Source organism: Pseudomonas sp. PS1(2021) (assembly GCF_020405165.1).
Classification (GTDB): Bacteria; Pseudomonadota; Gammaproteobacteria; order Pseudomonadales; family Pseudomonadaceae; genus Pseudomonas; species Pseudomonas aeruginosa.
This window is the reverse complement of record NZ_CP084484.1, coordinates 7,252,029-7,275,054: the sequence shown is the minus strand read 5'-3', so window position 1 is coordinate 7,275,054 and position 23,026 is coordinate 7,252,029. Positions and strand designations below refer to the sequence as shown.

Annotated in this window: 22 protein-coding genes; 16 read left to right on the top strand and 6 right to left on the bottom strand. The window is 67.8% G+C overall.

Going from position 1 to position 23,026, the window contains the following annotated elements; all coding sequences use genetic code 11:
• Positions 1-301 precede the first annotated feature (301 nt).
• The 4 genes from LE197_RS34445 to LE197_RS34430 are packed head-to-tail and all read left to right on the top strand — an operon-like array spanning position 302 to position 3,797.
• On the top strand, positions 302-1,024 hold the full coding sequence (locus LE197_RS34445) for an ABC transporter permease (protein WP_003092982.1): 723 nt from the start codon (positions 302-304) through the stop codon (positions 1,022-1,024).
• On the top strand, positions 1,024-1,959 hold the full coding sequence (locus LE197_RS34440; RefSeq protein ID WP_003118286.1) for a glycine betaine ABC transporter substrate-binding protein: 936 nt from the start codon (positions 1,024-1,026) through the stop codon (positions 1,957-1,959). The genes LE197_RS34445 and LE197_RS34440 overlap by 1 nt, the downstream gene beginning before the upstream one ends.
• Positions 1,959-2,621 carry an ABC transporter permease gene (locus LE197_RS34435; protein WP_003092985.1) on the top strand — a complete coding sequence of 221 codons (663 nt, stop codon included), beginning with the start codon at positions 1,959-1,961 and terminating at the stop codon, positions 2,619-2,621. The genes LE197_RS34440 and LE197_RS34435 overlap by 1 nt, the downstream gene beginning before the upstream one ends.
• A 12-nt stretch (positions 2,622-2,633) precedes the next feature.
• A complete protein-coding gene (locus LE197_RS34430; RefSeq protein WP_003113768.1) occupies positions 2,634-3,797 on the top strand; it encodes a betaine/proline/choline family ABC transporter ATP-binding protein in 1,164 nt (387 codons plus the stop codon).
• Between the two features lie 127 nt (positions 3,798-3,924).
• On the opposite strand, the gene LE197_RS34425 is transcribed toward LE197_RS34430, so the two are convergent.
• The 4 genes from LE197_RS34425 to LE197_RS34410 are packed head-to-tail and all read right to left on the bottom strand — an operon-like array spanning position 3,925 to position 8,742.
• Positions 3,925-4,833 (bottom strand): HlyD family secretion protein, encoded by a 909-nt coding sequence (locus tag LE197_RS34425; RefSeq protein WP_003113767.1) that lies wholly within the window; start codon positions 4,831-4,833, stop codon positions 3,925-3,927.
• Positions 4,834-4,869: 36 nt separating this feature from the next.
• On the bottom strand, positions 4,870-5,070 hold the full coding sequence (locus LE197_RS34420; protein ID WP_003082823.1) for a DUF1656 domain-containing protein: 201 nt from the start codon (positions 5,068-5,070) through the stop codon (positions 4,870-4,872).
• Positions 5,060-7,255, bottom strand: coding sequence for an FUSC family protein (locus LE197_RS34415; protein ID WP_003092992.1), 2,196 nt, complete (start codon positions 7,253-7,255; stop codon positions 5,060-5,062). The genes LE197_RS34420 and LE197_RS34415 overlap by 11 nt, the downstream gene beginning before the upstream one ends.
• Positions 7,252-8,742: an efflux transporter outer membrane subunit gene (locus tag LE197_RS34410; protein WP_003105655.1), complete on the bottom strand. Its 1,491-nt coding sequence runs from the start codon at positions 8,740-8,742 to the stop codon at positions 7,252-7,254. The genes LE197_RS34415 and LE197_RS34410 overlap by 4 nt, the downstream gene beginning before the upstream one ends.
• Before the next feature lie 245 nt (positions 8,743-8,987).
• Here LE197_RS34410 and LE197_RS34405 point away from each other — a divergent pair, with 245 nt between their 5' ends.
• Both LE197_RS34405 and LE197_RS34400 read left to right on the top strand, forming a co-directional pair.
• Positions 8,988-9,941: a LysR family transcriptional regulator gene (locus LE197_RS34405; RefSeq protein WP_003092994.1), complete on the top strand. Its 954-nt coding sequence runs from the start codon at positions 8,988-8,990 to the stop codon at positions 9,939-9,941.
• A gap of 94 nt (positions 9,942-10,035) precedes the next feature.
• The gene (locus tag LE197_RS34400) at positions 10,036-11,013 is read left to right on the top strand and encodes a 2-hydroxyacid dehydrogenase (RefSeq protein WP_033952586.1); all 978 of its coding nucleotides are present in this window, start codon (positions 10,036-10,038) and stop codon (positions 11,011-11,013) included.
• A 17-nt stretch (positions 11,014-11,030) separates the two neighbouring features.
• On the opposite strand, the gene LE197_RS34395 is transcribed toward LE197_RS34400, so the two are convergent.
• On the bottom strand, positions 11,031-11,933 hold the full coding sequence (locus tag LE197_RS34395; RefSeq protein WP_003092997.1) for a DMT family transporter: 903 nt from the start codon (positions 11,931-11,933) through the stop codon (positions 11,031-11,033).
• A gap of 125 nt (positions 11,934-12,058) precedes the next feature.
• Here LE197_RS34395 and mdrR1 point away from each other — a divergent pair, with 125 nt between their 5' ends.
• The 4 genes from mdrR1 to fecA all read left to right on the top strand — a co-directional run bounded on the left by mdrR1 (position 12,059) and on the right by fecA (position 16,949).
• Positions 12,059-12,940 carry a transcriptional regulator MdrR1 gene (gene mdrR1, locus LE197_RS34390; RefSeq protein WP_003132628.1) on the top strand — a complete coding sequence of 294 codons (882 nt, stop codon included), beginning with the start codon at positions 12,059-12,061 and terminating at the stop codon, positions 12,938-12,940.
• A 100-nt stretch (positions 12,941-13,040) separates the two neighbouring features.
• On the top strand, positions 13,041-13,550 hold the full coding sequence (locus LE197_RS34385) for a sigma-70 family RNA polymerase sigma factor (RefSeq protein ID WP_003092999.1): 510 nt from the start codon (positions 13,041-13,043) through the stop codon (positions 13,548-13,550).
• The gene (locus LE197_RS34380) at positions 13,547-14,500 is read left to right on the top strand and encodes a FecR domain-containing protein (protein WP_073666526.1); all 954 of its coding nucleotides are present in this window, start codon (positions 13,547-13,549) and stop codon (positions 14,498-14,500) included. The genes LE197_RS34385 and LE197_RS34380 overlap by 4 nt, the downstream gene beginning before the upstream one ends.
• Positions 14,501-14,594: 94 nt before the next feature.
• Positions 14,595-16,949 (top strand): TonB-dependent Fe(3+) dicitrate receptor FecA, encoded by a 2,355-nt coding sequence (gene fecA / locus LE197_RS34375; protein WP_073666525.1) that lies wholly within the window; start codon positions 14,595-14,597, stop codon positions 16,947-16,949.
• 95 nt (positions 16,950-17,044) lie between these two features.
• Here the strand turns inward: fecA and ivy are convergent, their stop codons facing one another.
• On the bottom strand, positions 17,045-17,506 hold the full coding sequence (ivy, locus tag LE197_RS34370) for a lysozyme inhibitor Ivy (protein ID WP_003093002.1): 462 nt from the start codon (positions 17,504-17,506) through the stop codon (positions 17,045-17,047).
• 220 nt (positions 17,507-17,726) lie between these two features.
• Here ivy and LE197_RS34365 point away from each other — a divergent pair, with 220 nt between their 5' ends.
• From LE197_RS34365 to tsiT, 6 genes are all read left to right on the top strand, one after another.
• Positions 17,727-19,310, top strand: coding sequence for a peptide chain release factor 3 (locus LE197_RS34365; RefSeq protein ID WP_003093004.1), 1,584 nt, complete (start codon positions 17,727-17,729; stop codon positions 19,308-19,310).
• 384 nt (positions 19,311-19,694) lie between these two features.
• Positions 19,695-20,090, top strand: coding sequence for a PAAR domain-containing protein (locus LE197_RS34360; protein ID WP_003104235.1), 396 nt, complete (start codon positions 19,695-19,697; stop codon positions 20,088-20,090).
• Positions 20,087-20,614: a DUF4123 domain-containing protein gene (locus tag LE197_RS34355; RefSeq protein ID WP_003093008.1), complete on the top strand. Its 528-nt coding sequence runs from the start codon at positions 20,087-20,089 to the stop codon at positions 20,612-20,614. The genes LE197_RS34360 and LE197_RS34355 overlap by 4 nt, the downstream gene beginning before the upstream one ends.
• Positions 20,607-20,990, top strand: a complete 384-nt coding sequence (locus LE197_RS34350) for a hypothetical protein (protein WP_003132626.1) — start codon at positions 20,607-20,609, stop codon at positions 20,988-20,990. The genes LE197_RS34355 and LE197_RS34350 overlap by 8 nt, the downstream gene beginning before the upstream one ends.
• Positions 20,987-21,772, top strand: coding sequence for a type VI secretion system effector protein TseT (tseT, locus tag LE197_RS34345; protein WP_003104240.1), 786 nt, complete (start codon positions 20,987-20,989; stop codon positions 21,770-21,772). The genes LE197_RS34350 and tseT overlap by 4 nt, the downstream gene beginning before the upstream one ends.
• Positions 21,769-22,488: a type VI secretion system immunity protein TsiT gene (gene tsiT / locus LE197_RS34340; RefSeq protein WP_003161898.1), complete on the top strand. Its 720-nt coding sequence runs from the start codon at positions 21,769-21,771 to the stop codon at positions 22,486-22,488. Before tseT ends, tsiT begins: the two co-directional genes overlap by 4 nt.
• Positions 22,489-23,026 lie beyond the last annotated feature (538 nt).

The window sequence follows — 23,026 nt, the reverse complement described above, 5'->3', positions numbered from 1 at the left end:
CGCACCGATACGGTGCATGGCGCGCCGCCGACGCGGCAGCGCCATTATCGACCGCTTCCCCGGGGAAAATTTCTTCGTTCGCCCCCAGCCCAGGCGAGACGGCGGCTGCGGCCGCTTGCCCAGGCCCGGTCATGGCACAAGCATGGCCGTTTCGTTGAACCTCCGCGAACGACGAACGGTCAACCCTTTCGGGGTCGGGAATTCGGTGCCCATCCGAAGCCTTTGATTTCCGGCCTGTTTCCGCGCTTCGACGAAGCGCCCGACAGCGTAGCCAACGCTCATTCCGAAGGGAGTCCCGACCATGGTGAAAACCTGTGGCAAGGCCCTGCTCGGCCTCTGCGCCGCAGCCGCCGTACTGGCCTTGCTGATCCACTGGATCACCCCCGCGACCATCCTCCACTACCGCGAGGACCTGCTGTTCTACTTGCAGGCCCACCTGGTGCTGGTCTTCAGTTCGATGGCGGCCGCCCTGCTGGTCGGCGTGCCGGCCGGCATCCTGCTCAGCCGTCCCGGCATGCAGGCCCAGGCCGAACGCCTGATGCAGGTGTTCAACGTCGGCAACACCATCCCGCCGCTGGCGGTGCTGGCCATCGCCCTGGCGATCATCGGCATCGGCAACGGCCCGGCAATCCTCGCCCTGTTCCTCGCCTCGCTGCTGCCGATCGTGCGCAACACCTACGAGGGCCTGCGCAATGTCTCGCCGGCGCTGAAGGAAGCCGCCACCGGCATCGGCATGACGCCCAACCAGGTGCTGCTGAGGGTGGAACTGCCGAACGCGGTGCCGATCATCGTCGGCGGCGTGCGCGTGGCCCTGGCGCTGAACGTCGGCTCCGCGCCGCTGGCGTTCCTGATCGGCGCCAACAGCCTGGGCAGCCTGATCTTCCCCGGCATCTACCTGAACAACCACCAGCAACTGCTGCTCGGCGCCGCCTGCACGGCGCTCCTCGCCCTGCTGCTGGACGCCCTGGTGGTGCTGTTCAGCCGCATGTTCCTGGAACGCGGCCTGACCGCCAAGGAGGCCTGATGAACCGACTGATCCGCTCACTCTGCCTGGCCTGCGCCGGCCTGTTCGCCGCCGGCCTGGCGCAGGCGGAAACCCTGCGCATCGGCGGCAAGACCTTCACCGAGCAGCGCATCCTCACCGCCATCACCGCGCAGTTCCTGCAGAAGCGCGGCTACGACGTGACGGTCACCACCGGCCTGGGCAGCACCCTGGCCCGCGCCGCCCAGGAAAGCGGCCAACTGGATATCGTCTGGGAGTACACCGGCTCGTCGCTGATCGTCTACAACCACATCGACGAGAAGCTCGACGCCGCGGCTTCCTACCGCCGGGTCAAGCAACTCGACGAAGCCCAGGGCCTGGTCTGGCTGAAGCCGACCCGCTTCAACAACACCTATGCCCTGGCCATGCCCGAGGAACAGGCCGAGCGCCTGGGCATCCAGAGCGTCAGCGATCTCGCGCGGGTGCTCGCCGAACAGCAGGAGGCCGAGCCCGGGAGCACCCACCTGTTCGCCATGGACCCGGAGTTCGCCGGCCGCCCCGACGGCCTCGGCCCCATGAGCGAGCTGTACGGCCTGCACTTCACCCGCAACGACATCCGCCAGATGGACGCCGGGCTGGTCTACACCGCGCTGAAGAACCGCCAGGTGTTCCTCGGCCTCGTCTACACCACCGACGGCCGCCTGAAGGATTTCAAGCTGCGCGTGCTGAAGGACGACAAGCAGTACTTCCCCTTCTACAACGCCGCCCCGGTGGTGCGTAAGGAGGTCATGCAGCGCCATCCGGAGTTCGCCACGCTGTTCGATCCGATCATCGAGCGGCTCGACGACGCCACCATGCAGGCGCTCAACGCGCGGGTCGATATCGAGCAGCAGACGCCACAGAAGGTCGCCGCCGACTTCCTCCGCGAACACCACCTGCTCGACGACGGCCAGGCCGGCCAGGGAGGTAGCCAGTAATGGACTTTTTCAGCGTGCTTTCCCATCTCGACTGGTCCCAGGTCGGCCAGCTCACCCTCCAGCACCTGCTGCTGGTACTGGTCGCCGTAGGCCTGGCGATCCTCGTCGGCGTGCCGCTGGGCGTGCTGATGACCCGCTTCACGTGGCTGGCCGGCCCGCTGCAGGGCGCCGCCACGGTGATGCTGACCATCCCCTCGATCGCCCTGTTCGGCCTGCTGATGCCGGTCTACTCGGTATTCGGCCAGGGCCTCGGGCCGCTGCCGGCGATCACCGCGGTGTTCCTCTATTCGCTGCTGCCGATCCTGCGCAACACCTACCTCGCCCTGACCGGCGTCGAAGCGGGCATCCGCGAGGCCGGCAAGGGCATCGGCATGACCTTCTGGCAACGCCTGCGGATGGTCGACATTCCCCTCGCGGTGCCGGTGATCCTCGCCGGCGTACGCACCGCCGTGGTGATGAACATCGGCGTGATGACCATCGCCGCGGTGATCGGCGCCGGCGGCCTGGGCGTGCTGATCCTCACTTCCATCAGCCAGAGCAACATGCCGATGCTGGTGGTCGGCGCGGTACTGGTCAGCCTCCTGGCCATCGTCGCCGACCTGCTGCTGCAATGGCTGCAACGCATCCTCACCCCCAAGGGACTGCGCGCCAGCGCGCACTGACAGGAGCCGAACATGATCGAACTGGACAAGCTCAGCAAGACCTTCACCCAGAAGAACGGCAAGGAGTTCCGCGCCGTCGATTCCGTCAGCCTGACCGTGGAGAAAGGCGAGATCTGCGTCTTCCTCGGCCCCTCCGGCTGCGGCAAGACCACCACCCTGAAGATGATCAACCGGATCATCCCGCCGACCTCCGGCCGCGTGCTGATCGACGGCCAGGACACCGCGGACCTCGACGAAGTCACCCTGCGCCGCCACATCGGCTACGTGATCCAGCAGATCGGCCTGTTCCCGAACATGACCATCGAGGAAAACATCATGGTCGTGCCGCGCCTGCTCGGCTGGGACAAGGCGCGCTGCAAGGAGAAGGCCCGCGAGCTGATGAGCATGGTCAAGCTGGAGCCCAAGCAGTACCTGCAACGCTACCCGCGCGAACTCTCCGGCGGCCAGCAGCAGCGCGTCGGGGTGATCCGCGCGCTGGCGGCGGACGCGCCGCTGCTGCTGATGGACGAGCCGTTCGGCGCGGTCGACCCGATCAACCGCGAGTCGATCCAGAACGAGTTCTTCGAGATGCAGCGCAAGCTCGGCATGACCGTGATCATGGTCAGCCACGACATCGACGAAGCCATCAAGCTGGGTGACAAGGTGGCGGTGTTCAAGAGCGGCCGGCTGCTCCAGTACGACCACCCGGACACCCTGCTGGCGCACCCGGCGGACGAGTTCGTCAGCGCCTTCACCGGCCAGGACAGCACGCTCAAGCGCCTGCTCCTGGTGCGCGCCGAAGACGCCGCCGACAGCAGCCTGGTCACCGCCCGGCCGCAGACCCCGGTGGCCGAGGCGCTGGAACTGATGGACGAGAACGACCGGCGCTACCTGATCGTGGTGGATGACCAGGGCAAGGGCCTGGGCTACGTGCGACGCAAGGACCTGCGCCGCCAGGAGGGCACCTGCGCGCCGTTCGTCACCCCGTTCCGGGTCACCGCCAGCCACGACGAGCACCTGCGCATCCTGTTGTCGCGGATGTACGAGTTCAACAGCTCCTGGCTGCCGGTGCTCGACCCCGACCAGCAGTTCCTCGGCGAGGTCACCCAGGAATCCATCGCCGACTACCTCAGCTCCGGCCGCTCGCGCGGCGGCAAGGGCCTGATCGTGTCGCCGGCCGAACAGGTCGGGGCCTAGGCCGCCGGGTGGATATTCACCGCCGGCAGCCGCCAACCGCAGCGTATTCCTGGCGAGTGGCGCCCTCTTCCGCCCCGCCGAAACGAAAAAGCCCGGCATCCGCCGGGCTTCTCCCTGCCCCTTCCACTCAACCGGCCCGCCCCGGCGCCTGCGCCGCCGAGGCCTGGTCGTCGCGCCCTTGCGGCTTGACGATCACCGTGCAGGTGATCCCCGCCGAGAGCAGCACGCCGTCCGGCACTTCGTCGATGTGTACCCGCACCGGCACGCGCTGGGCCAGGCGCACCCAGTTGAAAGTGGGGTTGACGTCGGCGGTCAGCTCGCGGCTTTCCGGGTTGTCGCGGTCGTAGATGCCGCGGGCGATGCTTTCCACGTGGCCCTTGAGGTGTTCGCCGCTCATCAGCTGCATGTCCACCGGGTCGCCTTCGCGGATGTACGGCAGCTTGGTTTCCTCGAAGTAGCCGTAGACCCAGTAGGAGTTCTTGTCGATCACCGCCATCTTCGCCTCGCCGACCCGCGCGTAGTCGCCACGGTGCACGTTGAGGTTGGTGACGTAGCCGTCGACCTGCGCCACCACCCGGGTGCGCTCCAGGTTCAGGCGCGCGGCGTCGAGCTGGGCCTTGGCCTGCTCGTAGTCGGCCATCGCCGCGGCGGCGGTGTTGTGGGCGTCGTCGCGGCTTTCGCGGGAGACCACCATCTCATCCATTTCCGCGCGCCGCCGGGCGTTCAACTGGCGCATCTCCAGGGTCGCCTTGCGCGAGGCAACCAGCGACTCGGCCTGCTTCACCGCAATACGGTAGTGGTCGGGGTCGATCTGCATCAGCAGGTCGCCTTTCTTCACCAACTGGTTGTCGCGCACCGGGACGTCGACGACGATCCCGGAAACGTCGGCGGCGACATTGATCACGTCGGCGCGCACGCGACCGTCACGGGTCCAGGGGGTGTCCATGTAGTTGACCCACAGGGTCCGCCCGATGAATACGGCGACCAGCAGGATCAGCAGGGTCGCCAGCAGGCTGATTACGGATTTCAAGGTCATGGTCGGCTCACGATAACGAAGAGGTGCGCTACCGCCTCAGCGGTAGATGGTCAGGGACAGGCCGCCGTACAGGCAGGCGAACAGGCTGACCCGGAACAGCGCCGGGTGCCAGGTGAAGCGATACAGGCCAACCGAGGCGAAGATCCGGTCGAGCCCCCAGGTGAGCGCCGCGGCGATCACGAACAACAGCGTCAGGGTCGGCATGTAGACCCCATGGATGGCGATTTCACGAGGCATGGACGGTACCTTGGCCGCTCGTCCGGCCGGCCAGTTCGGTCAGTGGCGAGGTCGGCGCGAGCAGGGAAGAACGGATGAAGTGCAGGTAGCTGCGCACCCGCCGTAGCGGCGAGCTGTCGAAGTGCGGCGCGCAGGGTTCGTCGGTGTGCCTGGCCGCGTGGATGGCCTGGTCGACAGCCGCCAGGGCGCGCTCCAGGTTCTCCGCACCGGGGCGCACGAACAGCCGGATCAGGGCCCGCCCCATGGCGCGGATCGCCTGGCGCCAGGGCATGGCCTCGGCGTAGCAGGGTTCGTCCGGCAGGCGTTCCTGCTCGCGACGCAGCTCGATGATCGCGTGGCCGACCTCGAGCACCAGGAACATCCAGCGCAGCAGCCCGCGCTGCACGTCCGGGCGCCCGGCGGCGACGCCATAGGCCTGGTTCAGCAGGTCGCGGGTACCGCTTTCGAAGGCCGAGCCAAGCCCCCTGCTCCTGCCGCTGATGGCGAACACCACGCGCATCCGCAGGTCGCGCTCGAGGCGCTTCCACAGCCAGGCGCTGTTGGGCGGCAGAATGACCGCGGCGGCCGCGGCCGAGAGCAGCATCGAGAGGATCAGGGCGATGTACTCGTTGATCACGTGGGCCGGGTCGTAGACGGTCAGGTTCGCCGGCACCGAACCGAAGCAGAAGAACACCAGCAGGCCGAGACCGTAGCCGGCCCACTGCGGCCGCGAGGAGATGAACGCGCCGAGGGCGAACACCGGCGCCAGTACCAGGCATAGCAGCGGGAAACCGTCGATATGCGGGTAGACGAAGAACATCTCGCTGAAGCCGAGCAGCGCCGCCGCCATGGTGCCGATGGCCATCTGCATGGCGACCTTCTTCGGGTTCGGCGCCGCCGAGGCCAGCGCCGAGACCGCCACCGCGTTGAGGGCGAAGGTGCCGCCGCTGGGCCAGGTGCTGTAGATCCAGAAACAGCCGAACAGCAGGATCATCAACCCGGTGCGCATCCCCGCCACTGCCGCCGCCACCGCGTTGGCCTTGGCGGTGAAGGCGTCCTTCCACTGCTCGCGCTCGTGGCGGTGGGCGGCCAGCGAGGCATGGGTCAGGGCGTAGTCGTGCATCTCCTCGGCGAAACGGTAGAGCAGCTCGGCGGCGGTATTGAAGTCCAGCCGCGCCTCTTCGCCCGGCTCCCGCGCCAGCAGTTCTCCGCGCGCCTGGCGGATGCGCGCCATCAGGCGTTCGCGGCAGTCGGCGAGGCGCTGGGCGAAGCGCTCGGCGTCATGGTCGGTGACGGCGCGGCCACGGATCTCCTCGAGCAGCCCGGTGATTTCCTCCAGGCACGGTTCGAACGCTTCCAGCACCTGGGTGGAGCCCTGCGCGCGCAGGCGTTCGAGCAGTTGGTGGAGGGCGTGGAAACGGGTATTCATGGCCATGAACTCGCTGCTCAGGCGAATCAGCCGGCCATTGCGCAGGCGCATGTGCGGATCCTCGAAGGCGCTCGCCGCGCGCATCGTCTCCAGGCCCACCGCCTGGGCGGCGAAGGCCACGTTGCTGCTTTCGAAGCGCTCGCGCCCGCCGACCCCGCGCAGGCTGTCGAGGACGAACGCGGCGAACAGGCCGAAGCGCACGTACAGCGCATTGCGCATCGCCGCGCTGGTGGTCTGCGGCATGATCACCGCGCTGACCACCCCCGAGCAGAGGATCGCCAGGCTGATTTCCAGGACCCGCCAGATCGCCTGCATGAAGGCGCCTTCCGGATGGCTGGTGGCGGGAATGCCGATCAGCGTCGCGGTGTAGCCGGCGAGCACGCAGGCGTAGGAGCGGAAGTCACGGTAGCGGGCGGCCCCGGCGGTGCAGAGGCCGATCCAGATCGCCGAGCTGAGCAGGAACAGCACTCGCTCCTGGGCGAACAGGGCGATCAGGGTGACCATCACGCTGAGGCCGACCAGGGTGCCGAGGATGCGGTAGAAGCTCTTGGCGAACACCTGGCCGCTCTGCGGCTGCATGACGATGAACACGGTGATGGTCGCCGTGCTCGGCTGCGGCAATTCCAGACGCATCGCCAGCCAGAGGGTCAGGAAGGCCGCGCAGAGCACCTTGAACACGTAGATCCAGGTCGCCCCGTCGCTGCGCGCCCACTCGGCCAGCGCGCGCCGCCACTCGTCGCGGCTGGGCAGGGCGAAACCAGCGGAGCGGCCACTCATCGCGAAGACACCGCTCTGACCGGGACGTTCTCCGGCGCCAGCTTCCGCTGCGCCGGCGTATCGGCGCCGGCCCCGACGCCGCCGCCGAGGGCGGTGAGCAGGCTGGCGTGGGCGGCCAGCCGGGCGGCCTGCACCTGCTCCTGGACCAGTTGCTGCTGGAACAGCCGGGTCTGCGCGTTGAGCACGTTGAGGTAATCGGTGAGGCCGCGCTGGTAGGCCAGGGTGGCGATATCGTAGGTCTTCTGCGCGGAAGCCACCGATTGCGCGGCGAAGTCCTTCTGGATGTCCACCGAATGCAGGCGGATCAACTGGTCGGAAATGTTCTTCAGCGCATCCACCAGGGTCTGGTTGTATTGCTCCACCGCCGCGTCGTAGCCGGCCGCCGCCTCGCCCAACTGCGAACGCAGGCGGCCGCCGTCGAAGATCGGCAGGGTCACCGCCGGGCCGGCGCTGTAGGTGTACTTGGCGCTGCGGAAAAACTCCAGCATGCCGCCGCCGACGGCACTGAAGCCGACCGAGGCCATCAGGTCGACGTTGGGGTAGAAGTCGGCGCGCGCCACGTCCACGCCCTTGGCCAGGGCGGCGACCTGCCAGCGGCGGGCGACCACATCCGGGCGGCGACCGAGCAGTTCGGCCGGCAAGGCGCTGGGCAGGCTCGGCTGCGCCGCCAGGTTCAGGCTTGGCCGGCGGATCGTGCGGCCCTCGCCCGGGCCCTTGCCGGCCAGGGCGGCGAGCAGGTTGCGGGTGAGCTGGATTTCTTCGTCGATCACCTCGATGCGGCGCTCGGTCTCGGGCAGCGGCACTTCCGCCTGGCTGACCTCGAAATGCGTGCCGATGCCGCCGCGCAGGCGACGCTGGGCCAGGGCGAGGATGTCGCGCTGCTGTTGCAGCATGGCCTTGGCGATGTCCATCTCGGCGTACTGCAACGAGAGCTGGACGTAGGCGCGGACGATGTTGCCCTCCAGCTCGAGCTGCGCCTGGCGCGCCTCGGCGGCGGCCATGTGGGCCAGGTCGACGGCGCGCTCGCTGTCGCTGCGGTCGCGCCCCCAGAGATCGAGCTTGTAGTTCAGGCCGATCTCGGTGGAGTTGTTCCAGGAAGTGGTCCGCGCCAGGTCGCCGGGGCCGTAGAAATAGTCGTCCGGCCAGCGGTGGCGGACCAGCGAGCCCTTGCCCTCGATCTGCGGCGACTCGATGGACTCCACCAGCCCGGCCATGGACTTCGCCTGGCGTACCCGCGCATGGGCTACCGCCAGGCCTGGATTGCCGTCCAGCGCCTTCTCGATCCAGGCGTCCAGCTGCGGATCGGCATACACCTTCCACCACTGCGCCTGCGGCCAGCCGGCCTCGCGGGCGGCAGCCTGGATCGCATGGTCGGTGGCCAGGGCGTTGGCGTCGAGCGTGGCGGCCTCGGGGGCGATATCGCCTGTACTGACACAACCGGATATTGCGGAGAAAACGACGAGAAAACCGACGAAGGAGCCGACCAAGGTCAGTTCCTTCCTGAGAGCACGCGGCACGTTGTCTGATCCTGGAGGGGCGAAGCACGGAATTTGAACGGTACGGGCGCCGTTCAACCCGCTCGAGCGTTCGTGCGCTCGGGGGCCGATGAATTTTAAGAGGCTGGCGGCTGCTGATAAGCTGGCTCAAGTGCGATTGTTTATTGCGTAATGTGAAATAATCCGCCCTCGCAACAATCTGACACACTTCTGCGCGTGCCTAGGAGGCCCCGTCGATGGACACCCTGCAAAACATGCGAGCCTTCGTCTGCGTGGCGGAAACCGGAAGCTTCACCGCGGCGTCCCAGCAGCTCAACACCACCACCGCCTATGTTTCGCGGGCGGTGGCCAACCTCGAGACGCACCTGCGCACCCGCCTGCTCAACCGTACCACTCGTCGCATCGCCCTCACCGAGGCCGGCCAGCGCTACCTGCTGCGCTGCGAGCAGATCCTCGCCTACGTCGAGGAAGCCGAGGCCGAAGCCAGCGATGCCCATGCCCGTCCCGCCGGCAAGCTGAAGCTGCATTCGATGACCGGCATCGGCCAGCACTACGTGATCCGTGCCATCGCCGGCTACCGCCAGCAGTACCGCGACGTGACCTTCGATCTGACCATGGCCAACCGCGTGCCGGACCTGCTCGACGAGGGCTTCGACGTGGCCATCGTGGTGGCCTCCGAGCTGCCCGATTCCGGCTTCATTTCCCAGCGCATCGGCGAGACCTACAGCATTCTTTGCGCCTCGCCGGAGTACCTGCGCCTGAACGGCACGCCGAGCGAGCCTTCGGAGCTGGCCAGCCACGACTGCCTGCGCCTGGTCAGCCCGGTGGTGCCGCTGGATCGCTGGCTGTTCGACGGTCCCAACGGCCAGGAAATGGTCTCCATCGGCGCCTCGCCGTTCCAGGTCAATGTCGGCGACGCCATGACCGAGGCAATCCGCTCCGGGCTGGGCATCGGTATCCTGCCGGTGTATTCGGCCATCGAGGACCTGGGCAAGGGCACCCTGGTGCGGGTCCTGCCGCAACACCGCCTGCAACAGCTCAACGTCTATGCGCTGTACCCTTCGCGGCAGTATCTCGACGCGAAGATCAAGACCTGGGTGGAATACCTCAAGGAAAGCCTGCCCGGCCTGCTCCAGCGCGACGAAGCGGCGCTGGTGGAGCTGGGCCTGGAACTCGGAAGACCCTCCTGAGCCGATAATCGCCCGCCCAGTGGCGGGCCCCTGCCCGCCGCTTCGATGGCGGTGGTATGGTCGGCGCTTTCGCTCCCGCTTGCAGAGTCCCGTCATGAAAAAGAACGTCTTCGTCTTCAGTCGCCTCGCCCCCGAGCATCTCGAACGCCTGCAATGCCAGTTCAACGTCCGCGTGCTCGAACCGAAACAGGGCGACATCGACGCCCAGTACGCCGCCGCCCTGCCCGATACCCACGGCATGATCGGCGTCGGCCGGCCGCTCGGCGCCAGGCAACTGGAACAGGCGAAGCAGCTGGAAGTCATCTCCAGCGTCTCGGTCGGCTACGACAACTATGACCTGGACTACCTGAACCGCCGCGGCATCGCTCTCACCAACACGCCCGACGTCCTCACCGAGACCACCGCCGACCTCGGCTTCGCCCTGCTGATCAGCTCCGCGCGACGGGTCGCCGAGCTGGACGCCTGGGTCAAGGCCGGGAACTGGAAGCGCACCGTCGACGCCCCGCAGTTCGGCACCGACGTGCATGGCAAGAAACTCGGCATCCTCGGCCTCGGCCGGATCGGCGCGGCCATCGCCCGGCGCGGCCGTTTCGGCTTCGGCATGCAGGTGCTCTACCACGGCAACAACCGCAAGCCGGAACTGGAACAGGAACTCGGCGCGCGCTTCCTCGGCTTCGACGAACTGCTCGGCGAGGCCGACTTCGTCTGCGTGGTGGTGCCGCTGGGAGCGCAGACCCGGCAGTTGATCGGCGCGCGCGAACTGGGCCTGATGAAACCCTCGGCGATCCTGGTCAACGTCGCCCGCGGCCAAGTGGTCGACGAGGCCGCGCTGGTCGCCGCCCTGCGGGAGAAACGCATCCTCGGCGCCGGCCTGGATGTCTACGAGAAGGAACCGCTGGCCGAATCGCCGCTGTTCGCCCTGGACAACGTGGTGACCCTGCCGCACATCGGCTCGGCCACCCACGAGACCCGCCGGGCCATGGCCGAGCGGGCGCTGCAGAACTTCGAGGCGGCCTTGCGCGGCGAGCGACCGCTGGACCTGGTCAATCCGCAGGTGTGGCGACGCGGCTGAGCGCGCCTCCCTCTCCGCTAGGTCGAGCGCGCCGGCCCGGCCAGCGCCGGCGCCTTCGGCTTGCGGAACACCAAGACGTTGCCGAGCATCACCAGGACCAGCCCGGCCAGCGCCGGTGCGGTCCAGCGGTAGCCCTCGGCGAAGGCCGAGATGTTCAGCGCCACCACCGGGAACAGCACGGTGCAGTAGGCGGCGCGATCCGGACCCATGCGCCCGACCAGGGTCAGGTAGGCGGTGAAGCCGATCACCGAGCCGGGGATCGCCAGGTACAGCAGCGAGCCGACGTAGCGCGCGCTCCAGTCGAAATTCAGCGGCACGCCCTGGAACAGGCACAGCGCCAGGAGGATCAGGGTGCCGTAGAGCATGCTCCAGGCATTGCCGGTGAGCGGGCGGATGCCGGCCTTCTGTTGCAGGCTGGAAAGCATGTTGCCGGTGGAGAAGCACAGCGTGCCGAGCAGGGCCAGGCCGAGGCCGTAGAAGGTTTCCGGGGTGGCCTGGTGACCCACCAATTCCGGCCAGAACAGCAGCCCCAGGCCGAGCAGGCCGAGACCGCCACCGGCCATCACGTTCGACGCGATGCGCTGGCCGAACCACAGGCGGGCGTTCAGCGCATTCCACAGGGTGGCGGTGGAGAACACCACGGCCACCAGGCCGCTGGGAATCCACTGGCTGGCGGTATAGAAGCAGATGAAATTCAGGCAGAACAGGCATACGCCCTGGGCCATGCACAGGCGTTGGCCCCGTGCGTCGAGCCTTTGCAGGCGGCGGCCGAGCAGCAGCACGGCGAACAGCACCAGCGCCGCCAGGGCGAAGCGGTAGGCGATCGACAGGGTGATCGCCACCGGGCCCATCTGCAGCTTGATGGCGATCCAGGTGGTGCCCCAGATGAGCACGGTGAGCAGGTACAGCGAAAGATTCATGGCGACTCCGCAACGACAGGATGCCGTCAGTCTGCGGGCGAGGCCGGGCGCGACCATTGTCCATTCTTGCGCTTTTCATCCGCCGCCTCTCGCGGCAGCGTCCGGGCGCGGGTAGCATGGCCGGCATGCACCAACCCAGTGATTTCCAGGTATTCCGCACCCTCGACCGGACCTCCAATGCGCGCCTGCTGCGCAGCAGCACGCTCAGCGACGGCCTGGCGCTCGCCCATTGGTACCGCGACGAAGCGGAGATCCTCGGCTACAGCGACCCCGGCCATCACACCCTGTCGCTCTACCTGCAGGGCGGCTGGCAGACCTTCCGCCGCGATCGTCCCGGGCTCTATGGCGGCCCCGACCGCTTCTGCGTGATGCCGGCCGAACACCACTCCGACTGGGCGGTGACACGCGGCCTGGGCTTCATGCACCTGTACATCAGCCCGGAACGCCTGGCCGGCGCGGCGGTACGCACCCTCGATTGCGAACCGCGCAGCCTGCAACTGGAGGAGCGCACCTACATCCAGGACGAGCCGCTGGCCGCCCTGTGCCGGACCCTGGAACGACAGGACTGGAACGAACCCGGCGAGCGCCTGCTATGCACCAGCCTCGCCCACCAGGCGGTGGACCACCTGCTGCTCACCGGGTGCGGCAGGCGTACCGACGTACGCTGGCAGGGCGGGCTGGCCGCGCACGTGCGGCGGCGCCTGGCCGACTACATCGAAAGCCACCTGGAGCAGCCGCTGGAACTGGGGTCGCTGGCGGAGCTGGCGGCGCTCTCCGAGTACCACTTCGCGCGCATGTTCCGCGTCTCCTTCGGCCTGCCGCCGCACCGCTACGTGCTGGAACGACGCCTGGCGCGGGCCCGCGACCTGCTGGCGTACTCCGCGCAGTCGCTCCAGGAGGTCTCGCTGGCCTGCGGCTTCGCCAGTCCGAGCCATTTCAACCGGCGCTTCCGCGAAGCCCATGGCGCCACCCCGGGGCAGTACCGCGCCGCCCTGAAAGCCTCCTGAAAGCCAGGCGCCGACAGCCTGCGGTTGTAGGCAGGCATTCCCGCAGCATAAAATGATAACTATTATCATTCGTTAATCCTTCTGCTCCGGGAATGTCCAGGTGTCGAGCGCCGACCTCGCCCACGCGGCCGCGTTGCATACCCTCTACAGCGACCACCACCACTGGCTCACGGGCTGGCTGCGGCGCCGCCTCGGCTGCCCGCAGAACGCCGCCGACCTGGCCCAGGACACCTTCGTCAAGGTCCTGGTTTCGCGCCAGGCCGCGCGCATCGACGAACCACGCGCCTTCCTCACCACCATCGCCCGCCGCGTGCTGTGCAACCACTACCGCCGCCAGGACGTCGAGCGCGCCTACCTGGAAGCCCTGGCCAGCCTGCCCGAGCGGGAAGTCCCCAGCGAAGAGACCCGCGCCATCGTCCTGGAGACCCTGGTCGAGCTGGACCGTCTGCTCGACGGTCTGCCGCCGCTGGCCAAGGAGACCTTCCTGCTGGCCCAACTCGACGGCCTGGGCTACGCCGAGATCGCCACGCAGCTGGGCATCTCCCTGAGCAGCGTCAAGCGCTACATGCTCAAGGCTGCGCAACGCTGCTACTTCGCCGAGCTGCCATGAGCCTGCCCGCCGCACCCAAGGTGCCGCCGCAGGTGGCTGAACAGGCCGTGCGCTGGCTGGTCGAGCTGCAGGGCGACGCCGACGACGAACGCCTGCGCCAGGCCTGGCAGCGCTGGCGCCAGGCGGCCCCGGAACACGAGCAGGCCTGGCGCCACATCGAGGCGGTCAACCAGCGCCTGGCCGGGATAGGCACGCCACTGGCCCTGGCCGCCATCAACGCACCGCATTCGCCGCAACGCCGGCGCGCGCTGAAGACCCTGCTGCTGGTCCTGGCCGCCGGCGGCAGCGCCTGGGGCCTGCGCGAGAGCGGCAGCCTGCAGCGCTGGAGCGCCGACTATGCCACCGGCGTCGGCGAACGCCGGCGCCTGGCCCTGGCCGACGGCAGTCGCCTCGAGCTGAACAGCGACACGGCGGTGGATGTCCGCTTCGATGCCGGCGAACGGCGCCTGCTCCTGCTGCGCGGGGAAATCCAGCTCAGCACCGGCCACGACCCGCGCCCGCTGCACGTGTACAGCGCGGAAGGCCGGCTGCGACCGGTGGGCACCCGGTTCGACGTGCGCCAGTTCGCCGGACGCACCCGCGTCGCCGTCCACGAAGGCGCGGTACAGGTGGAGAACCACGCCGGCCAAGGCCTGCTGCTGCCCAGCGGCCGGCAGCTGGACTTCGACCGCGAGCGACTCGGCGTTCCGCAGCCGTTGCCGGTCGGCAGCGGCGCCTGGACCGACGGCATGCTGGTGGCCGCCGGCATGCGCCTGGACGAATTCCTCGCCGAAGTCGCGCGCTACCGCCCCGGCCGGCTGGGCTGCGCCCCGCGCATCGGCGGCCTGCGGATTTCCGGCAGCTATCCGCTGGACGATAGCGAGCGGATCCTCGCCACCCTGCCGGCGGTGCTGCCTGTGGAGGTACGGCGCGTCACCCGCTACTGGGTCGGCGTGCACCCGCGCGAATGAGCGGAAAGATATTTCCGCGTACCTGAGCCTTTTTCCCCACCTCGCGTGACAGAGGAGGAAAGCCAACCTCGAAAGATCCACTGGAGTGTCCCTCATGTCCCCGTCACGCGCCCTGTCGCCGCTCAGCCGCGCCCTGCTCCTCGCCTGCCTCGGCGGTCCCGTCCTGGTTTCCGCCGGCAGTGCCTGCGCCGCCGAGATCCGCACCGATGCCCGCCAGTACTACCGCCTGCCTGCCGAGCCGCTGGAGCAGGCGCTGAACCACCTAGGCCGCCAGGCCGGCGTGCTGATCGCCTTCAGCCCGGAACAGACCGCCGCGCGACGCAGCCAGGCGCTGGACGGCGAGTACACCCTGGAGGAAGCCCTGGCCGCCCTGCTCGCCGGCTCCGGCCTGGAGGCGCGCGCCCGCGGCGACGGCGCCTATACCCTGGAGGCGCTGCCGGTGGAAGACCCGGCCAACCTGCAGGCGCTCACCGTGGTCGGCGACTGGCTGGCCGACGCCAGCGCCGCCGACGTCTTCGAGCATCCCGGTGCGCGCGACGTGGTCCGCCGCGAGCAGTTCCAGGCCCAAGGCGCGGCCAGCACCCGCGAAGTGCTGGAGCGCATTCCCGGGGTCAGCGCGCCGCTCAACAACGGCACCGGCAGCCACGACCTGGCATTGAACTTCGGCATTCGCGGCCTCAACCCGCGCCTGGCGTCGCGCTCGACGGTGCTGATGGACGGCATCCCGGTGCCCTTCGCCCCCTACGGCCAGCCACAGTTGTCGCTGGCGCCGGTGTCCATCGGCAACATGGACGCGGTGGACGTGGTCCGCGGCGGCGGCGCGGTGCGCTACGGGCCGCAGAACGTCGGCGGCATCGTCAACTTCGTGACCCGGGCGATCCCCGAGGACTTCGCCACCAAGCTCGACGTGCACAGCGAACTCAGCCCCAGCTCCAGCCAGGACGGCCTGAAGACCACCCACAACGTGCTGATCGGCGGCACCGGCGCCAACGGCCTCGGCGGCGCCCTGCTCTACTCCGGCACCCGCGGCGGCGATTGGCGCGAGCACAGCGATACGCGGATCGACGACCTGTTCCTCAAGGGCCGCTTCCAGCCCAGCGACGAACACACGTTTTCGGCGATGACCCAGTACTACGACGGCGAGGCCGACATGCCCGGCGGCCTCGGCACCGCGGCCTACCGCGACGACCCGTACCAGTCGACCCGTCCCTACGACAAGTTCTGGGGCCGCCGTACCCTGGCCAGCGCCAGCTACGAATACACCCCCAACGCCAGCCAGAAGCTCAACGTCACCGGCTTCTTCACCAAGACCCTGCGCAGCGGCTACCTCGACCAGGGCCGCAACCTCACCCTGTCGCCGCGCGAATACTGGGTGCGAGGCCTGGAAACCCGCTTCAGCCAGGGCTTCGAGCTGGGCGAAAGTCGCCACGAAGTGGGCATCGGCCACCGCTACGTCAACGAAGCCAGCCACGAGCTGCGCTACTGGACCCGCGCCGACAGCGGCCAGCTACCCAGCACCGGCAGCCGCAACGACCGCGACACCCGCGGCAGCACCGAAGCCAACGCGTTCTACATCGACGATCGCATCGACATCGGCAACTGGACCATCACCCCTGGCATCCGCTACGAGAAGATCGACTCCGAACAGAAGAACCTGCTGAAGAACAGCAAGGACAGCGGCCGCTACAACGCCTCGCTGCCGGCGCTCAACGTGACCTACCACCTCACGCCGAGCTGGAACCTCTACGCCAACACCGAGGGCTCGTTCGGCACCGTGCAGTACAGCCAGATGGGCAAGGCGGTGCGCAGCGGCGACATCGAGCCGGAGAAGGCCCGCACCTGGGAACTCGGCAGCCGCTACGACGACGGCATCCTGCGCGCCGAACTGGGCGCCTTCCTGATCAACTTCGACAACCAGTACGAGAGCAACCAGCAGACCGACAGCGTGACCGCCCGCGGCAAGACCCGGCACAAGGGCATCGAGGCGGCGATCGCCTACGACCTGGCCGATCTCGACCCGCTGCTCTCCGGCTTCGACGTCTATGCCAGCTACGCCTACGTCGACGCGAGCATTCGCGAGGACGGGCCGAACAAGGGCAACCAGGTGCCGTTCTCCTCGAAGCACAAGGGCACCCTTGGCGCCAACTATCGCACCGGCGCCTGGAGCTACAACCTCGACGGCAGCTTCCAGACCAGCCAGTACGCCGACAACGCCAACACCGAGAGCGAAAGCGCCGACGGCAGCACCGGGCGGATCGCCGGCTGGATGGTCTGGAGCGCGCGCGGCACCTACGACTTCGGCCCGCAACTGAACGACCTCAAGCTCGGCCTGGGGGTGAAGAACCTGTTCGATCGCCGCTACTACACCCGCTCGTTCGACGACAACAACAAGGGCCTCTACGTCGGCCAGCCGCGCACCCTGTACGTACAGGCCTCGGTCGGTTTCTGAATGAAGACCGCGGGAGCGCATGGCGCAACGGCGGACGATCGCCAGCGATCATCCGCCCTCCCCGCCGCCGGGCCTGGTTACCCTCAGGCCCGGCGTCACTTCCAGTTCGGATCGCTCTCCAACTGTTTCATCAGCAGCTCGCGGACCTGCCTGGAGGGTTCGCCGTACCAGCGATAGGTGGCGTACTTGCTCGGCGTCTGCATGACTTCGGCGGGCTCGTCCGGCAGGCTCACCTGCAGCCCGTAGGCGGCACTCTTGTCGCCGCGGAACGCCACCAGCAGGCGGTTGTTGCCGCAATCGTGGGGTTTGCAACTGTTGGCCAGGACGTAGGGCTGGCCCTCCAGGCTCAGGCTGGTGGACGGGGAACTCGGGCCGCTGGCGTCGGAAACCCATTTCGGCACGTCGCTCTCGCCCTTGAACATGGCATGCCAGGTGGCCTTGTAGCCGGGCTGGCCGAGCAGTTCGAACAGCCGCGGCTGCTCCTCGGCCTGCGCCGGCGCCCAGTGCAGCGCCGCGCCCAGCAACGCCAGGGAGAGCAGTCTGGATACTCCGTTCATGGTGATTTCCTTCGATCGGGTGAAATGAAAGCAGTCTATCCGGCGGTGGCCGCCGCTGGCTGCTTGGAACGGCACGACTGCGACAAGTTCGCTGTCCACCGGCAATTCCATCGATCGCCGGATGACAGGCATCCCGACGCGCCGCGTTTTACCGCTATAATCCCGCGTTTTTCCGGGCCGTCCCGCGCCCACGCCAACGGATTCCAGCAGGCACGCATCCATGACCACTCAGGCCGCCGAAGTCGCGAAGCGCCGTACCTTCGCGATCATTTCCCACCCCGACGCCGGTAAGACCACCATCACCGAGAAGCTCCTGCTGATGGGCAAGGCGATCGCCGTCGCCGGTACCGTGAAGTCGCGCAAGTCCGACCGCCACGCCACGTCCGACTGGATGGAGATGGAAAAGCAGCGCGGCATCTCCATCACCACCTCGGTGATGCAGTTCCCCTACCGCGAGCACATGATCAACCTGCTCGACACCCCCGGCCACGAAGACTTCTCCGAAGACACCTACCGCACCCTGACCGCGGTGGACTCGGCGCTGATGGTGCTCGACGGCGGCAAGGGCGTCGAACCGCGGACCATCGCCCTGATGGAAGTCTGCCGGCTGCGCGACACGCCCATCGTCAGCTTCATCAACAAGCTCGACCGCGACATCCGCGACCCCATCGAGCTGCTCGACGAGATCGAGGCGGTGCTGAAGATCAAGGCCGCGCCGATCACCTGGCCGATCGGCTGCTACAAGGACTTCAAGGGCGTCTACCACCTGGCCGACGACAGGATCATCGTCTACGTCCCGGGCCACGGCCACGAGCGCATCGAGACCAAGGTCATCGAAAAGCTCGACTCCGACGAAGCCCGCGCCCACCTCGGCGATCTCTACGACAATTTCGTCGAGGAGCTGGAGCTAGTGCAGGGCGCCTGCCACGAATTCGACAAGGACGCCTTCCTCAAGGGCGAGATGACCCCGGTGTTCTTCGGCACCGCGCTGGGCAACTTCGGCGTCGACCAGGTCCTCGACTGCATCGTCGACTGGGCGCCGCAGCCGCTGTCGCGCGCCACCCACGAACGCAGCGTGGAGCCGACCGAGGAGAAGTTCTCCGGCTTCGTGTTCAAGATCCAGGCGAACATGGATCCCAAGCACCGCGACCGCATCGCCTTCATGCGCATCTGCTCGGGCAAGTACGAGAAAGGCATGAAGATGCGCCACGTGCGCCTGGGCAAGGACGTGAAGATCGCCGACGCGCTGACCTTCTTCTCCTCCGAGCGCGAGCAACTGGAAGAGGCCTATGCCGGCGACATCATCGGCCTGCACAACCACGGCACCATCCAGATCGGCGACACCTTCAGCGAAGGCGAGAACTTCGGTTTCACCGGCATCCCGCACTTCGCCCCGGAACTGTTCCGCCGCGTGCGCCTGAAAGACCCGCTGAAGTCCAAGCAGTTGCGCCAGGGCCTGCAGGAACTGGCCGAGGAAGGTGCGACCCAGGTGTTCTTCCCCGAGCGCAACAACGACATCATCCTCGGTGCGGTGGGCGTGCTGCAGTTCGACGTGGTCGCCAGCCGCCTGAAGGAGGAATACAAGGTCGAGTGCGCCTACGAGGCGATCAACGTCTGGTCGGCACGCTGGATCGAGTGCGATGACGAGAAGAAGCTCAAGGAGTTCAAGGACAAGGCCTTCGAGAACCTCTCCGTGGACGGCGGCGGGCACCTCACCTACCTGGCGCCGACCCGCGTCAACCTCAGCCTGATGGAAGAACGCTGGCCGGACATCCGCTTCCGCGCGACGCGCGAGCATCACTGATCGCACGGGAGGAGCCAGGAACAGCCTACCTGTCTCCTCCCCCGGCGGTCTCGGCGCAGGGCGGATAACCCTATCGCGGCTATCCGTCGCTCCAGCGCGATATCGGCGGACAGTCCCTGCGCAGGCAAAGCGAACGCGACGCTGCGCGAAACGCCTCCTTCCCTCCTCCCAGGCTCCCCTCCCCATCGCGCCATCGCTCCGTACGCCTGCGCCTTTCGCAGGCGGGTGACGAGACTTCCAGGTAGGAAATCCCTTCAAGCGCAACCAGGCAAGGACGCGGTTGCCCAAGCCGTTTCCGAAGGTGCCTCCTGAGCAGTTCAGATAGGTTGTCCGCCCCCGAGTGGCACGGCAGAGTGCCAGGGTTTATCTCATAGGGACTTGAGCATGAGCGGCAAACCCGCTGCGCGCCTGGGCGATCCGACCGCGTGTCCGCTGCCGGGCCACGGCAGCAACCCGATCGTCGGCGGCTCGCCCGACGTCTTCTTCGACCATCTGTCCGCTGCCCGCCAGGGTGACGCCACCGCCTGCGGCGCCACCCTCAGCGCCAACGTCATCGCCAACGTACTGATCAACGGCAAGCCCGCCACCGTGGTAGGTAGCGTCGGCACCCACGGCAACCTGGTGGTCGGCGGGGCGGGCACGGTGCTGATCGGCAACAGCGGCGGCGGCGCACCCGCTCTCGCCCTCGCCCCACCGAAGCTGTGCCTGCAATGCCTGCTGCTGGCGGCACGCCGCAACCAGGCCCTGGTGCCCCTGGAAAGCCTCGGCGGCGCACCGTGAGCCGGCTCCAGCCGGCGCTCGCGGCGCCTACGCCGGACAGCCGCCTGTTCGCCCTGGCGGACGGCGCCCGCTACCTGACCCTGGACACCCGCCTGGAAAAGGCCGCGGGGGAAATCCGCTCGCGCTGGCTGCTGGCCGGGAGCGAGCTGGACGAAATCGCCCATGCCGGGCCGGTCCTGATCGAATTCATGGACAGCGCCTCGCTTTCGTCATCGGGCGAATTCCTCGGCTGGCTGCGCGACTGGGACCGCCGCTCGCCCATGACCTCCTGGCTGTGGAGCCGGGCGTCCTTCGAAAACCTCGCGAAACACTTCGCCGGGCTGCTCTTCACCCGCATGCCCGACGGCCGCCGGGCGCTGTTGCGCTACTACAGCCCGGAAGTGCGCCGGGCGCTGGAGCAGGTCATGACCGCGCGGCAATGGACGCAAGTGATGGCGCCGCTGGAGCGTTGGCAGGTCTGGCAGCCCCTGCAGGGCGGCTATCTCGTCTATGACCGGGAAACGGAGCGGACCGCCGATGCTTGAACTGGATGCCGGCCAACTGGATCGCCTGCAACGGGTCCGCGACGACGAAGTCATCGAGCGGGTCCTGCTGGAGGTACGCCGGGAGGCTCCCGCCTGGCTCGAACGACGCGGCCTGCTGCCCGCCATCCGGCAACTCGGCGAGCTGCGCGCGACGGCGCTGGAACTGGGTATCGAAGAGCCCGGGACGATCGAACGCTTTCTCCTGCACGGCCTGGCCTTCCCCGGCTTCCAGGACACGCCGGCGTTTCTCGCGCACATGCGCCGGCCGCTGGCTGACAGCCCGGAACAACGCTTCCAGGACTACGAACGGATCGTCGAGTTTCGCCTGGCCAGCCAGAAATGGCGCGCGTACGAAACCTCGGGGAGACCGGCATGAGCGGCATAGGCGCGCTTTTCCGACCGCTGCCCCGCATGGGTCCGCGGCTGCCCTTCGAACTACCCGCGCCGCCCCGGCCGCACTTGCCGATGCCGGCGCCGCGCCCGCTGCCGCGACCGGCCCCCGGCGCGCTGCCCAGGCCGGTACCGCGTCCGATGCCGGTGCCGCAGACCCTGCCCAGGACCGAGACCGGCACGCTGAGCCGCGACCGGACCCGGGAAGCCGAGCGCGATTGCAGCAAGAGCCAGGGCCGCGACAAGGACTGCGTGGAGTGCCCGCCGTCCCGGGGCGAAATGGCCATCGCCAATAACGGCAAGGGCCACAGCATGTCGGACCTGTCCGCGCGCTACCAGCAGTGGGTGACCAATTTCCCGTTTCCCCACGAATGGTTCTGGAGCGGCACCTGGTGGGACGGCTTCGACGAGCCGCGCTGCACCCTGCTGGAGGCGAAGGCCAACTACGCCTTCCTGTTCGTCCCGCTGCTCGGCGTGCCCAGGCCCTGGGCGCGGGCCAAGGTGAAGTCGGACCTGCTGCAGAAGGCCGAGGTCCACAGCGACAAGGCCCGACCGACCCCGCCGGTGTTCGTCGAATGGCACTTCCTGCAGCGGATCGTCTACGAGTACTGCGCCGCGGAGTACCTGCGCATGGGACTGGCCAACCTGAAGGCATTCTGGAATCCGATGCCGGGAACGGACGAGCACGACGACTACCAGGAAACCCGCGCGAAGGAACAGGAAGAGATGAAAAGGTTTTGCGAAGAGAACCCGGGGTATTGCGCATGACGGACGCCAAGGCTTTCAGGCGCTACATATTCGAGCTGTACTTCGATCCGGCACGGCTCCTCGAACTGGACGACGACCAGCACCTGCAACGGATAGAGCGCTTCCTCGATGCCCTCGCGCCCCTCCATCCGGTGCTGGAGAACTGGTACCTGTGCGGCGACTCCCTGCGCGACGCCCTCAGCCACAACGTCACCGAGCACCGCCAGGATCTCGCCAAGGCCCTGTCGCGTGACCGGCGCACCCGGGCGGTGGAACTGGTGCTATGGAACGGCGAGGAGGATCCGCTCAAGGGCGGGTTGTCGCTGGACTACGAGGCCAGCGGCAGGGCCGTCTCGACCAGGCTCCAGTTGGAAGATGCCGGCAGCCTGCTGCAGGTGTTCGACGCACCGGCTTCCTCCTTCGTCGCGATCTTCCTCGCGGCGCTGGAAATCTGGCCCGAAACGACCTGGGGCATGCTCGCTCCGCATACGTATTTCGTACACCAGCGGACCTTCCCGGACCGCCGCAGCATCGGCTGGATCGGCTTCTGCCCGCATCCGCTAAGGGCCACGGACTTCCCGGCGGCTACGGAGCTGGTCGACATTCCCGGCCGTGGCACCCTGCTGCTGAACGGCCGCGAACCGATGGACGAAACCCGTCGCGAACATTTCGAGCGCGTCGGCGAAGCGGACATCAAGCTGATGGAACTGGGCTACCTGCCGCCGCTGCGCGGCTGACGACGTACGAACCTGGTGGGGCCTCCGTTCCGTGGGGCGAATACGCCACCGGCGTTATCCGCCGGTATCCCGCCGCAACGGCGGATAACCGCAGGCGGTTATTCGCCCTACCAGGCCCACGTGCCATGCAGCAAGGCCACCCTGGAGTGACCTCCGTTCCGTAGGGCGAATAACGCCACCGGCGTTATCCGCCGGCATCCCGCCGCAACGGCGGATAACCGCAAGCGGTTATTCGCCCTACCAGGTCCACGTGCCACGCAGAAGGCCACCCTGGAGGGGGCTCCGTTCCGTAGGGCGAATAACGCCACCGGCGTTATCCGCCGATATCCCGCCGCAACGGCGGATAGCCGCAAGCGGTTATTCGCCCCACCAGGCCCACGTGCCACACTGGAAGGCCACCCTGGAGGGGGCTCCGTTCCGTAGGGCGAATAACGCCACCGGCGTTATCCGCCGGCATCCCGCCGCAACGGCGGATAACCGCAAGCGGTTATTCGCCCTACCAGGCCCACGTGCCATGCAGAAGGCCACCCTGGAGGGG

Coding starts and splice junctions, on each gene's coding strand:
- LE197_RS34420 (WP_003082823.1), bottom strand. CDS start 5,070: ATGCCTCGTGAAATCGCCATCCATGGGGTCTACATGCCGACCCTGACG.
- mdrR1 (WP_003132628.1), top strand. CDS start 12,059: ATGCACCAACCCAGTGATTTCCAGGTATTCCGCACCCTCGACCGGACC.
- LE197_RS34350 (WP_003132626.1), top strand. CDS start 20,607: ATGCTTGAACTGGATGCCGGCCAACTGGATCGCCTGCAACGGGTCCGC.
- LE197_RS34440 (WP_003118286.1), top strand. CDS start 1,024: ATGAACCGACTGATCCGCTCACTCTGCCTGGCCTGCGCCGGCCTGTTC.
- ivy (WP_003093002.1), bottom strand. CDS start 17,506: ATGAACGGAGTATCCAGACTGCTCTCCCTGGCGTTGCTGGGCGCGGCG.
- tsiT (WP_003161898.1), top strand. CDS start 21,769: ATGACGGACGCCAAGGCTTTCAGGCGCTACATATTCGAGCTGTACTTC.
- LE197_RS34430 (WP_003113768.1), top strand. CDS start 2,634: ATGATCGAACTGGACAAGCTCAGCAAGACCTTCACCCAGAAGAACGGC.
- fecA (WP_073666525.1), top strand. CDS start 14,595: ATGTCCCCGTCACGCGCCCTGTCGCCGCTCAGCCGCGCCCTGCTCCTC.
- LE197_RS34360 (WP_003104235.1), top strand. CDS start 19,695: ATGAGCGGCAAACCCGCTGCGCGCCTGGGCGATCCGACCGCGTGTCCG.
- LE197_RS34395 (WP_003092997.1), bottom strand. CDS start 11,933: ATGAATCTTTCGCTGTACCTGCTCACCGTGCTCATCTGGGGCACCACC.
- LE197_RS34425 (WP_003113767.1), bottom strand. CDS start 4,833: ATGACCTTGAAATCCGTAATCAGCCTGCTGGCGACCCTGCTGATCCTG.
- LE197_RS34445 (WP_003092982.1), top strand. CDS start 302: ATGGTGAAAACCTGTGGCAAGGCCCTGCTCGGCCTCTGCGCCGCAGCC.
- LE197_RS34380 (WP_073666526.1), top strand. CDS start 13,547: ATGAGCCTGCCCGCCGCACCCAAGGTGCCGCCGCAGGTGGCTGAACAG.
- LE197_RS34400 (WP_033952586.1), top strand. CDS start 10,036: ATGAAAAAGAACGTCTTCGTCTTCAGTCGCCTCGCCCCCGAGCATCTC.
- tseT (WP_003104240.1), top strand. CDS start 20,987: ATGAGCGGCATAGGCGCGCTTTTCCGACCGCTGCCCCGCATGGGTCCG.
- LE197_RS34435 (WP_003092985.1), top strand. CDS start 1,959: ATGGACTTTTTCAGCGTGCTTTCCCATCTCGACTGGTCCCAGGTCGGC.
- LE197_RS34415 (WP_003092992.1), bottom strand. CDS start 7,255: ATGAGTGGCCGCTCCGCTGGTTTCGCCCTGCCCAGCCGCGACGAGTGG.
- LE197_RS34365 (WP_003093004.1), top strand. CDS start 17,727: ATGACCACTCAGGCCGCCGAAGTCGCGAAGCGCCGTACCTTCGCGATC.
- LE197_RS34405 (WP_003092994.1), top strand. CDS start 8,988: ATGGACACCCTGCAAAACATGCGAGCCTTCGTCTGCGTGGCGGAAACC.